This is a genomic window from Streptomyces coeruleorubidus (assembly GCF_008705135.1).
GTDB lineage: Bacteria > Actinomycetota > Actinomycetes > Streptomycetales > Streptomycetaceae > Streptomyces > Streptomyces coeruleofuscus.
The window spans coordinates 7,052,050-7,064,408 of sequence record NZ_CP023694.1 but is presented as its reverse complement, the minus strand read 5'-3'; the positions used below and the strand labels follow the sequence as shown (position 1 = coordinate 7,064,408).

5 protein-coding genes and 1 pseudogene are annotated in these 12,359 nt (G+C 71.8%); 1 reads left to right on the top strand and 5 read right to left on the bottom strand.

Annotated elements, in window-relative coordinates; all coding sequences use genetic code 11:
* Positions 1-75: 75 nt before the first annotated feature.
* From fxsT to CP976_RS32640, 5 genes are all read right to left on the bottom strand, one after another.
* Positions 76-4,569 (bottom strand): FxSxx-COOH system tetratricopeptide repeat protein, encoded by a 4,494-nt coding sequence (fxsT, locus tag CP976_RS32660; RefSeq protein ID WP_167537464.1) that lies wholly within the window; start codon positions 4,567-4,569, stop codon positions 76-78.
* Positions 4,569-5,660 carry an AAA family ATPase gene (locus tag CP976_RS32655; RefSeq protein WP_150483521.1) on the bottom strand — a complete coding sequence of 364 codons (1,092 nt, stop codon included), beginning with the start codon at positions 5,658-5,660 and terminating at the stop codon, positions 4,569-4,571. The genes fxsT and CP976_RS32655 overlap by 1 nt, the downstream gene beginning before the upstream one ends.
* A gap of 16 nt (positions 5,661-5,676) precedes the next feature.
* Positions 5,677-7,194, bottom strand: a complete 1,518-nt coding sequence (locus CP976_RS32650) for a VMAP-C domain-containing protein (RefSeq protein ID WP_150483520.1) — start codon at positions 7,192-7,194, stop codon at positions 5,677-5,679.
* A 154-nt stretch (positions 7,195-7,348) separates the two neighbouring features.
* Positions 7,349-9,889, bottom strand: a complete 2,541-nt coding sequence (locus CP976_RS32645; RefSeq protein ID WP_150483519.1) for a polynucleotide kinase-phosphatase — start codon at positions 9,887-9,889, stop codon at positions 7,349-7,351.
* The gene (locus CP976_RS32640) at positions 9,886-11,355 is read right to left on the bottom strand and encodes a 3' terminal RNA ribose 2'-O-methyltransferase Hen1 (protein WP_150483518.1); all 1,470 of its coding nucleotides are present in this window, start codon (positions 11,353-11,355) and stop codon (positions 9,886-9,888) included. The genes CP976_RS32645 and CP976_RS32640 overlap by 4 nt, the downstream gene beginning before the upstream one ends.
* Positions 11,356-11,501: 146 nt before the next feature.
* On the opposite strand from CP976_RS32640, the pseudogene CP976_RS32635 reads away from it, so the two are divergent.
* Positions 11,502-12,315, top strand: a pseudogene (locus CP976_RS32635) (SAM-dependent methyltransferase).
* Positions 12,316-12,359 lie beyond the last annotated feature (44 nt).

Genomic DNA, 12,359 nt, shown 5'->3' with positions numbered 1-12,359 from the left:
ACACGAACACCCTCGCGGTGTCAACTCCTCACTATCGCAAGGAAGTTGCGGCCGGGCAAACGGGCGCGGCCCGTGTCACATGGGCATGGGGGCGATGTCGCACTCGATGCGGCGGCTCTGGCGGGCGGCCTTGAGCCAGGGGTGGTCGTTGCGCAGCACCGCGGCGAAGCCCTCCACCGCCTTGCGCTGGAGCACGTCCGCCTCGTCGGCCCGCCCGAGTCCCCTCAGATCCAGGGAGAGGTTGGCGGTGCAGGAGAGGGTGAGCGGATGATCGCCGCCCGCCACCTCGGTCAGCAGCGGCAGATTGGCGGAGTCGATCGCGTGCGCCTGCTCGAAGTCGAGCCGCGCGTACGCGGTGTTGGCCCGGCCGATGCCGACGGTGAGGGTGATGACGTGCTGCGCCCCGACCGTGTCGCCGAGCCGGCGCACCACGTCGTCCTCCAGTTCCTGCGCGATGTCCAGAGCGCCCAGGGCCCGCTCGGTGGCGGCCAGGTTCGCCCTGGTCACCAGCGTGTGCGCGTGGTCCGGCCCGAGGCGCCGCACCAGCCTGGCCACGGTGGACTCCGCGATGCGCCGGGAACCCTCCAGGTCCCCGGCCAGGCGCCGGTCGACGCAGACGTTGGTCGCCGTGGTCAGCGAGTCCAGGTGCTCGTCGCCGTAGCGGGACTTGAAGTTGCGCAGGGTCTCCTCGGCGAGCTTGGCGCCCTCGGCGAGGTCCCCGTCCCGGCGGCGGCAGACACTGAGGTCCCGGGCGATGCGCAGGGTCAGGGGGTGCTTCTCACCGAGCGCGGTGAACGCCCGGCGGTAGACGTCCTCCTGCCATTCGCGCGCCTTGGGGTACCCGCCCGCCTCGCGCATGTCGATGGCGACGCAGTGCAGGGTGTTGAGCGTGAAGAAGCTGGAGTCGCCGAGGAGCATGTCGCGCTGGCGGGCGGTCTCCTCGTCCAGTGGCAGCGCCTCCCTGAACTCCCCGCACAGTCTCAGGTCGACCCCCCAGCTGTGAGCGCCCCGCAGGGTGGCCTGGTCTTCGGGGCCGAACTGCAAACGGGCCAGTTCCGTGGCCTCCTTGCCCAGGTCCCGCGCCTCCTGGAATCGGCCCTGGTAGCGGCGGGCGTCGGACATCTCGCACAGGGAGTCGATGAGTTCCTCTGCCTCGACCTGCATCCGGCGGGAGACCTCCAGCGCCTTCTCGGTGAGCGGGATCGACTCGGCGATCTGGCCCACCTGGCGCAGCAGGAACGCGAGGCCCTTGGTCATGCGGATGACATAGATGTCCTCCTCACCGGAGGCGGCGAGCCAGGCGCTCCACGCCTGGCGGCCGAAGGCCGCGGCGCCTTCGTGGTCGCCCCAGTAGTAGAGGAACCACATGGTGTCGTAGACCAGGTCACGCACATAGGGGTCGGCACTGGTCACCGCCTGGGAGGCGAGCACGTGGGGCAGCAGGGCCTGGTAGTCGCGCCACTCCTGGGAGGATCCGTAGGGGCCCCGGTTCGCGGCGGACAGCAGCTGGTGGGCGGCGTCCCGCATCCGCTCGCGTTCCTCCTCGCTCAGCTTGGCGAGGAGCACGGTCTGGAGCAGGCGGTGCATCTGGAGGGTGCCCGCGCGCGGGTCGACCCTGATCAGGGAGAACTGGCTGAGGTCGCGGATGGCCCGGTTCAGTTTGATCGGCTCGCGCAGCATCGGGTCGATCTCGGGCGTGATGTTGACGCCTCGGCTGCTGCGCAGAATCGACCTCGGGATCGGCTCGGGAGCCATGCTGGCGCAGATGTCGAGAAGCTGACGGGCGCCCGGATTGTTCTCCCTGATCCGCTCCAGGGAGATGTCCCAGGCGGCGGCGACGGACACCGGGTAGTCGGGGCTCTGCTCGATCTCCAGGATCTCCGGGCTGCGCTGGGCGAGCAGTTCGAGGTACTCGTCGACCTCCATGCCGGTGACACCGAGCCAGGCGCCCGCCTGCTCCACGGCGAGCGGCAGGTCGCCGAGGGCCTCGGCCAGCCGGTCTGCGTCCTCCCGGGGCAGGTCCTGGGCGCGCTTCTGGAGCAGTTCGATGGACTCGTCGCGCTCGAAGACGTTCACCGGCAGTGAGGTGGCCACCCGTTCCCAGCCCCGGTTCCGGGAGGTCACGATGACCTTGCCCGGCCCGTTGTGGGGGAAGTAGCCGCGCACCGCCTCGATGTCCTCGGCGTTGTCGAAGACCAGCAGCCAGTTGTCGTACGGCGTCCCCGTGCGCAGCGCCTCCAGGACGGCGGGCACGGCGGTGTTGGCCGCGGCGGCGCCGAGGCTGTCCTGGCCGGCCGGTGCGACGCCCAGCTGGGAGGCGAGCGAGGAGAGCGCGGCCAGGATGAGACTCTCGCGTTCGGCGGGGATCCAGCAGATGATCCGGTAGTCGCGCTGGTGGGTGTAGATGTACTCCAGCGCGAGCTGGGACTTGCCCACACCACCGAGGCCGTGCAGGGCGTTGGGCAGCACGGCGGCGGTGTCCTGGGCGGCGAGCTGCTCCTCCACGGCCCTCAGCAGCGCCTGGCGGCCGACGAACGAGGTGTTGCGCATGGGCACGTTCACCAGTAGGGCCGGCGTTGCGGTCGTGGTGCGCTGCATGAGCGGCTCTGCCTCCGGGGTCTGTTGTCGGTGCGCCTCGGCCGTCTCCGACGGCGCGGATTCTCCAGTCGGATCGGAGATTCCCGAATCCGGGTTGATGCCCGCTGGGCTGGATGGAGTCGTTTCGCCCGGGATATTCACCTGTGGGGGTGGGTGGGCGGACGCGTTGCTCTCCACCTGTTCGGCCGCGGCGGGCGGGTTCCTGGACAGGTTCGGTTCGATGCGCCGTGCCCGGTCGGCGTAGGGTCCCGACAGGGCACGCATGACGGCCAGTTCGCTGCGCGCCCAGCCGCGTTCGGTGGGGTCGGGGAGCCTGGTCCGCAGCGGGTCGTGCAGGGCGGCGCGCAGGGCCACGCCCCGCTCCCCGGCGGCGGGCAGCTCGCCCACCAGGCTTACGGTGCGGGCGAGTTGACTGCGCGTGGTGGTCGCGAGCAAGGCTTCTCGGACGCCCTCGGCGAACTCGGGACGCCCCTCCCCCGCCCCCTCCCAGTCGATCAGTCCGCCCATGAGGATCTCGGCGAGGTGATCGGGACCGGTCTCCGGCATGACGCGTCGCCGCAACTGCTCGACGAGGTCGAAGTCGAAGGGAACGGCGGCGAGTTGGGCGGCGAGGCGGCGGGCGGAGGGGGTGGCCAGACTGAAGAAGCGCCGTACGGCGGCGGTGGCGGCCCGGGGCAGGCGTGGGGCGCGCAGGCCGGGAGCGGGCGCGCCCTTGCGCAGGGCGCCGGCCAGCACCACGGGCAGCGAACGCCTGACACCGCGCCCGCCGGTGACCAGATCGGACCAGGCGGCGAGGGAGGCTGGTTTCAGGGAGAGCACCGGGACGGCGACGGAGCCGTCGCCCGCTTCGGGCAGCGGCCGCATCGGATCGGGGCCGCCGGGCGGCGCCCAGTGCCCGAGGCTGCTGTTGGGGGCTCCGAACCCGCCGGCCTCCAGGACGGCCGGGTACGGGTAGAGCGAGGAGCGGTGGCGCAGATGCGGCGGCAGCAGGTGGACGAGGGCGGTGGGGCCGGCGTGGGCGAGCCGGCCGAGGAGTTCGTCGGCGGCGGGGGCGGCCCAGCCGTGGGCGAGTCCGTCGGTGACCACGAGGAAGATCCGGCTGCCCCGGCCGTCGAGCAGTTCGGCGGGGTCGGCGACGGCCCGTCCCGTGGACCAGCGCAGGGTGGCGGTGCCGGTACGCGGCACGGTCGCCCGGAGCGTGCGCACGCTCCGGAAGGCCCCGCTGTGTTCGGCGGCGCGGGCCAGGCGTGCGGCGCTCTCCTCCCAGATGCGCATCGTGGGCGCGTCGTCGAGCAGCAGCACCAGGTCGAAGGCGGAGACCCGGGCGGGCCGCAGAAACGGCATCCACAACCCGTCGACGAGACCCTGTTCGGCCGTGGTCTCCTCGTCCAGCTCCAGGCTGTCGCGGGACGGGACACGGCGGGCCAGCTGGTGCAGGGCGCGCGCGAGCAGGGCCGTGAAGCGGCCGGGTCCCGACGGGTCGGGCTCGGCCTGGGGCAGCAGCGGCGGCCCGAGGTGCAGGGTGAAGCGGCCTTCGGGGTGGGGTAAGACGCGGTCGCCGGCCCGGGTGGCCGGGCGGCCGCCGGGAGGGTCCGACGCGGCGGGGGTGCGGTGCGCGGGCGGGGGCTGAGCGGGGACGTCTTCGTCGGCCTCGGGGCGGCCGGGGAGTTCGCCGTCGTCCGCCGGCGGCCGGGACGGTGGTCCGGCCTCGGCATCCTGCAGGAGTCCGGCCTGCGCGGCGGGGGCCTGCGGGGCCGCTCCGCCGGGACCGCCGTACCGGCTCCGGTGCGCGGCGAGCCATACGGCGTCGGCGAACTCCTGCCAGCGCGGTACGAAGGGTTCGGGAGCGGCCGGGCCCCGGTCTCCGCGCTCGCTCGCGCGCGCGAGCGTCTCGGGGGACACCGAAGGAGGCGGCGACGATCCCGATGCGGGATCCCCGTCGCCTGGTCCGGATGCGCGCTCCCGGGTCATCAGCGGCCCTTCGCGAGGTCGCGGAGCAGCAGTTCGACGAGCTTACGCCCGTCACCGTCAGCCTGAAAACCACCCGCGGTAGTCATCTGGACAGCGTTGAGCAACTGGTCGAGGGAGTGGACGCCACCCGCCTGGACCCGCTGAACGAACAGGTCGACGAGGTCTTCGGTGCCTCGCGGCCTGAGTCCCAAGTGCCCTTCCACCATGGCCAGTAGTTGCTCCCGGGTGGGGGTGTGCATCTCCATCGGCAGGCAGCGGCGGCGGAAGGCGGCGGGGAACTCCCGCTCCCCGTTGCTGGTGATCACCACGACCGGGAACTCCCGGCACTCGACGCGTCCGTTGCGCACCACGGCCCGGCCTCCCGGATCGCTGGTGTGCACGCTCGCCGTGTCGGCGGCGTCACGCACCAGCTCGGGAACCTCATAACTTCCATTCTCCAGAACGTGCAACAGGTCGTTCGGCAGGTCGATGTCGCTCTTGTCGAGTTCGTCGACGAGAAGCACCCGGGGCCGTTCGTAGGGCAGCAGGGCGGTGCCCAGTGGTCCCAGTGTAATGAACTCGCCTATAACCGGCGCAAGTTGACGATCTTTTGACACGGTCGCGGGGTTGACGGCCTGTTCGCCTTCTTCGAACACCGGCTCCGCCCGTGCCGCGTCGCGCAGCCCCGCCTGCCAGGCGGCGATGGCCTGGGCGCGGCCCATGGCGTCGTGGACGTACAAGCCGTCACGCAGACTCGTACGGCTCACGATGTTCCATTCGAGTACCCGGCCGAGGCCCAGCTCACGCGAGATCAGGTAGGCGAGCGTCGACTTGCCGACGCCGGGAGGGCCGGTGATCAGCAGCGGGCGGCGCAGCAGCAGGGCGGCGTTGACCGTCTCGATCTGCTCCTCGTCGAGCTGGGGTGTGAGGCCGCCGGGTCCCAGGCGGCGCAGGGCGGCCTCGGCGTCGTCCGGGGGCGGGGTCTCGACGGGACCGCCGCGGAACCTCCGCCAGGGCGGCGGGTCCGGCAGCACGGGTGGGGCGTCCTGCGGGCGTCCGGTGGCGTGGAACACCTTCCAGTCGTCCGCTGCCGTCCGTTCCTGTGCGCTCATGCCGAAGCCTCCTAGCTCAGCTGGCGAGATCGCCGGGGTCGGTGGTCTGGATGTCGACGACTCGAGTGGGGTCGTCCCAAAGGAATCCGACGTTCCGGGCCAGATACTGGACCGCGTCCTCCGCGCCACTCTCGGCGTTCCGACGCATGCGGTGAATGACGGAAGGAAGCTGCACGGGCATCGTGACGGCCGCGAAGACCGCGGTCACCACTTCGCGCCTCTCCTCTATGAACACACCTCTGCGGTCCCAGACGGCCAGCCCGATCCCCTCCGCGATCGCCGCTTTGAGCGCCTCCAGGGCCGACGCCCCGGACGGCGCGTCCAACAGCACTGCCGTACTTCTTGATTCCCCGGCGAGCGCGATCTGCCACGCGCGCAGCCGCCGGGCGTCCGCTTCTCTCCAGGCGTGCACCGAGATCCCATGCTGCTTCAGAGCCGCCCAGCGCCGCTTCCACTGCTGCCGGACCACGGCGTTGTCCGTACGCATGCGTTCGAGGCTGCGTAGATGTACCCCGTACCGCAGGCCGAGCGGAGTGGGCTCACCGTCGCCGATGGCGAACGTCAACCCCGCCACATCGTGGTTCAGCAGATCGTACGGAAGGATGAACTCTATGTACGCAGGCGGCTCCTGGAGTCCGCCCGAGTCCGGTTCGCGCGGCACCAGCCAGAGCCGGGTGCCGCGCCGGAGCGCCTTGTCGACCGCTCGGCCGAGGTCGTCCAGGGGGATGGTGTCCGGTTCGCCGGGGCGTGGGTCCCACCGGCCCGGGGTGGCGTTCGTCCAGGTCCGCACGACCACGTCCGTGCTGCCGTCCCGGGCCGGTTCGACGGCGACGACGAGGGTGCGGGGGATGTCGGGCGACCACACCACCGCGACGCGTCTTTCCCGGCGCCTCGCCAACTCCGCGGTCAGGCCCTCGCGCCCGGCCCAGTCGTCGACCCATGCGCTCAGCACGAGGCGGTGTTCGACGGTCCGGGCGAGACGGGCCGCGTGATCGAGGAGGACGACGACGGGCGGCAGGCCGTCCTCCTGCGTGTTCCATTCGAGCAGGTGCGTGAAGAGCTGCTCGGGGGTGAGTCCGTCGGGGAGGTCGACACCGGCGAGTTCCTCGGCCAGACCGTCCCGTAACCGTGCGGCGGGCAGGTCGCCGCGGGTGAGCGCGACGCGGGCGCTCTTCTCGTCGTCTTTGGACAACGGCCCGGCCAGGACGGGAACAGGAGCGATCAGCCGTTCGAGTTCGTCTCCGGCCGGGGCTCCTTCGAGGATGCGGACCACTCCGACAAGTACGTGTTCCCCGCCCGCCACGCTCAGCGCGGCGGTCACCAGGCCGGCCACGTCCTCACGGAGCCTGACGCCGCGGATGTCGACCTGCCGGCCGAGCTGCCCTCCCAGCAGACCGGCGAACTGCACCCGGCTCGGCGCGTCTTCCACGCAGGCCAGCTCGCAGAGGACCTCGGTGAGCCGTAACAGCAGCTCGAAGTCCGGCTGATGTCCGCAATCGGCGCCGGACTCGCCGGGCGTCGCACCTGTCCGCACCGACTTTCCCCCTGAGTCGGTTCACCTGCCTGACCGACCAGCGAAGTTAGCACGGCAACCAACGGTTAACCAGGGACAGTTGGGGTCCGGATCACAACTTCCGGCCAGGTCCGCGCCGCCGTGGCGCACCCCGGCCGGAAGTCGGCTCCACGGGTCACAGCCGCGGGTCCACCGGCTCCGACTCCAGCGCCAGCACCCCGAACACCGCCTCGTGCACCCGCCACAGCGGCTCGCCCTCGGCCAGCCGGTCCAGGGCCTCCAGACCGAGCGCGTACTCGCGGATCGCCAGGGACCGCTTGTGGTTGAGGAACCGCGAGCGCAGGCGGGCCAGGTTCTCCGGGCGGGTGTACTCCGGGCCGTAGATGATCCGCAGGTACTCGCGGCCGCGGCACTTGATGCCGGGCTGCACCAGGCGCCCCTGGCCGTCGCGGACCAGTGCTCCGACCGGCTTGACGACCATGCCCTCGCCGCCGCGGCCGGTCATCTCCAGCCACCAGTCGACACCGGCCCGGACGGACTCGGGGTCGCCCGTGTCGACGTAGAGCCGACGGGTGGTCTGGAGCAGGCCGCTGCCGTCGTGCTCGACGAGCCGGTCGAGCAGGGCGAGCTGCTCGTCGTGCGGGAGTCCGGCGAGGCTGCGGCCCTGGACCGCGAGGATCTGGAACGGAGCCAGGCGGACGCCGTCCAGGCCGTCCGTGGTCCAGCAGTAGCGGCGATACGCCTCGGTGAACGCGACGGCGTCGGCGGACCGTTCCCGGGTGCGGGTCAGCAGTCCGGTCACGTCGACGCCCCGTGCCGCCGCGCCCTCCAGCGCGGCCAGCGCGCCCGGGAGCACCGCGCCGGACGCGGCACCGACGGCTGCGTACTGCGACCGCAGCAGCCCGGACGCCTTCAGCGACCAGGGCATCAGCTCGGCGTCCAGCAGCAGCCAGTCCGTCTCGAGGTGGTCCCAGAGGCCGGCCTCGCCGATCGCCGTGCGCACCCGGCCGAGGATCTCCTCGGTGAGGGCGTCGTCGTCGAGGAACGGGCGGCCGGTGCGGGTGTAGAGGGAGCCCGTCGGGCCGTCGACGCCGAAGCGCTTGCGGGCCGTCTCCGCGTCCCGGCACACCAGGGCCACCGCACGCGAGCCCATGTGCTTCTCCTCGCACACGACCCGGGCGACACCGTCCGCCGCGTACTGCGCGAAGGCCTCGGCCGGGTGCTCCAGGTAGCCGTCGACGTGCGAGGTCGCGGTCGGGGCCATCGTCGGCGGGAGGTAGGGCAGCAGCCGGGGGTCCACCGCGAAGCGGCTCATGACCTCCAGGGCCGCTGCCGCGTTCTCCTCTCGGATCGAGATCCGGCCCTGGTGCCGGGTCTCCACGACCCGGCGGCCCTGCACGTCCGCCAGATCCAGCGGGCGGCCGTCCTGCCCGCCGGGGGCCTCGGAGCGCAGCGGCTTCGCCGGCTCGTACCAGACCCGCTCGGCGGGGACGTCGACCAGCTCACGCTCCGGCCAGCGCAGCGCGGTGAGCTTGCCGCCGAAGACGGCGCCGGTGTCCAGGCAGATGGTGTTGTTGAGCCAGGTGGCCTCCGGGACCGGGGTGTGGCCGTACACGACTGCCGCGCGGCCCCGGTACTCCTCCGCCCACGGGTAGCGCACCGGCAGGCCGAACTCGTCGGTCTCCCCGGTCGTGTCGCCGTACAGGGCGTGGCTGCGGACCCGGCCGGAGGTGCGGCCGTGGTACCTCTCGGGCAGCCCGGCGTGGCAGACGACCAGCCGGCCGCCGTCGAGGACGTAGTGGCTGACGAGGCCGTCGATGAACTGCCGTACCTCGGCGGCGAACTCCTCGCTCTCGCCCGCCATCTGCTCGATGGTCTCGGCGAGGCCGTGGGTGTGCTGGACCTTGCGGCCGCGCAGGTACCGGCCGTACTTGTTCTCGTGGTTGCCGGGCACGCACAGGGCGTTGCCCGACTTCACCATCGCCATCACGCGGCGCAGCACGGCCGGGCTGTCGGGGCCGCGGTCGACCAGGTCGCCCACGAAGACGGCGGTCCGGCCCTCGGGGTGGACCCCGTCCGTGTAGCCCAGCTTGACGAGCAGCGACTCCAGTTCGGCGGAGCAGCCGTGGATGTCGCCGATGATGTCGAAGGGGCCGGTGAGGTGGGTCAGGTCGTTGAAGCGCTTCTCGGTGACGACGGTGGCCTGCTCGACGTCCTCCGCGCCCCGCAGGACGTGCACCTTGCGGAAGCCCTCGCGCTCCAGCTGCCTGAGGGAGCGGCGGAGTTCGCGGATGTGGCGCTGGATGACCCGGCGGGGCATGTCGGCACGGTCGGTGCGGGCCGCGTTGCGCTCGGCGCACACGTTCTCGGGCACGTCGAGCACGATGGCTATCGGCAGGACGTCGTACCGCCTGGCCAGCTCGACGAGCTGACGGCGCGCCTCGGGCTGCACGCTGGTCGCGTCCACGACGGTGCGGCGGCCCGCGGCGAGGCGCTTGCCCGCGATGTAGTGCAGGACGTCGAAGGCGTCCTTGGTGGCGCTCTGGTCGTTCTCGTCGTCCGAGACGAGACCGCGGCAGAAGTCGGACGAGATGATCTCGGTCGGCTTGAAGTGCCTGCGGGCGAACGTGGACTTGCCCGAGCCGGAGGCGCCGACGAGGACCACCAGGGAGAGGTCGGTGACGGGCAGGACGCGCCCTTCGCGTACGTCGGTCATGCCGCCTTCGCCTCCTTCGGGGTGGTCAGTGTGAACACGGCCATCTGGGTGGGCGGCCCCACCTCCGGGTCGTCCGGGCCGACGGGTATGAACTCGGCCCTATAGCCGTGCCGTTCGGCCACCGCCTCCGCCCAGGCCCGGAACTGCGCGCGGGTCCACTCGAAGCGGTGGTCGCCGTGCCGGACGTGGCCGGCCGGGAGGCTCTCCCAGCGCACGTTGTACTCGACGTTCGGGGTCGTCACGAGGACCGTCCTGGGCCGTGCGGCACCGAACACGGCGTACTCCAGGGCGGGCAGCCGGGGCAGGTCGAGGTGCTCGATCACCTCGCTGAGCACGGCGGCGTCGTACCCCTTGAGCCGGTTGTCGGTGTAGGCGAGCGAGCCCTGGAGGAGCTTGACGCGCGCGGCCTGCCGCTCCCCCATGCGGTCCAGCTTCAGCCGGCGGGAGGCGATGGTGAGCGCGCGCATCGACACGTCCAGTCCCACGATCTCCGTGAACGCCGGGTCCTTGAGGAGAGCCTGCACCAACTGGCCCTGGCCGCAGCCGAGATCGAGCACCCGGGCGGCCCCGGAGGCCTTGAGGGCGGCGGTGATGGCCTCCCGGCGCTGTACGGCCAGCGGGGTCGGCCGCTCCTCGGTCTCGGTCTCCGCCTCGACCGCGTTGTCGATCTCCTCGACCTCGCTGTCGTCGGCCTCGGCCAGCCGCACCAGCTCCAGCCGCTCCGTCGCCTGCCGGGTCAGCGACCAGCGGCGCGAGAGGTAGCGGCTGGTGATCAGCTTCTGCTCCGGGTGGCCGGGCAGCCAGCCCTCACCGGCGCGCAGCAGCTTGTCGACCTCGTCGGAGGAGACCCAGTAGTGCTTGGCGTCGTCCAGGACCGGGAGCAGGACGTAGAGGTGGCGCAGGGCCTCGGCGAGGGTGCGGTCCGCGGACTCCAGTTCGAGCCGGACGTAGCGCGAGTCGCCCCACTGCGGGAACTCGGTGTCCAGCGGCACGGGCTCGGCCGTGACCGTCCAGCCCAGCGGTTCGAAGAGCCGCCGCACGAGCCCCTCGCCGCCGCGGGCGGGCAGCGCCGGCACCTCGATGCGCAACGGCCGGGGTACGCCGGGCAGTTCGGGCCTCGCGTTGCAGACGCCCTTCATCGCGCTGGAGAACACGCCGCTCAGCGCCACGGCGAGGAGGGAGGAGGCGGCGTACGGGCGGTCGTTGACGTACTGCGCGAGTGCCGCGTCCGGGGCGCCGCCCCGGCCCTTGCCCTTGCCCTTGCCGCGCCGGACCAGGGCCACCGCGTCGACCTCCAGCAGCAGCGCCGCCGTGCAGCGCTCGGCGTCCGCCTCGGGGTAGAGGACGTGGGCCGTGCCGTAGGACGTGGAGAACGCCTGCGCCTTCTCGGGATGCTTGTGCAGCAGGAAGCCGAGTTCGGTGGCGGGACGCTCCGGGGTGCCGGTGGTCGTGATGGTCAGAAACACGGTGGGTCGACCTTTGATCAGTGGCCTGAACTGCGGATACGCCCACCGTACAGAGCCATCACCGGCAGCACCCGGGAATTTTCGCTAGCCTCACGATCGACCGGGCGTTCGAGGGGGATTCAGGAAGAGCGCCCACGCACGCGGAGATGCGGAGGCCTCACGTGACAGACGCCGGGACCAGCGGGGGACAGATCGACACCGGCAAACCCCACTCGGCACGCATGTACGACTACTACCTCGGCGGGAAGGACAACTACCCGGTCGACGTGGAAGCGGCCGAGCAGGTGATCTCCCTCTTCCCCGCCACCAGGGAATTGGCGCTGACCAACCGCCTGTTCATGCACCGCGCCTCCCGGCTGCTGGCCGGGCGAGGCGTCCGGCAGTTCCTCGACATCGGCACCGGCATTCCGACCGAGCCGAACCTCCACCAGATCGTCCAGGGGATCGTCCCGCAGGCCCGGGTGGTGTACGCGGACAACGATCCGATCGTCCTCCGGCACGCCCAGGCGCTGCTGCACAGCGCGCCGGAGGGAAAGACCGCCTACGTCCACGGCGACGTGCGGGAACCGGGGAAGATCATCGCGGCGGCGCGGGAGACCCTCGACTTCACCCAGCCGATCGCGCTGTCCCTGGTGGCCCTGCTGCACCTGGTGGGCGACGAGGACGAGCCCAGGCGGATCGTCCGCGAGCTGCTCGAACCCCTGCCGTCCGGAAGCTACTTGACGCTCTCGCACGCCACGGGCGACTTCGACCCGGAGACCTGGGAGCGGGTCGTCGAGGTGTACCGCAAGGGCGGGACGGCGGCGCAGGTGCGTACCCGCGACGAGTTCTCGGCGTTCTTCACGGGCCTTGAACTGGTGGAGCCCGGCGTGGTGCCGGCCGCTCGGTGGCATCCCGAGCTCGGTGAGCAGCGCGGGCGACGAGATGCCCCTCTATGCGGGGGTTGCCCGCAAGCCGTGACGGACGGCTGTCCTGCGGATCGCGCGGTCCGTCACGGCTTGCCC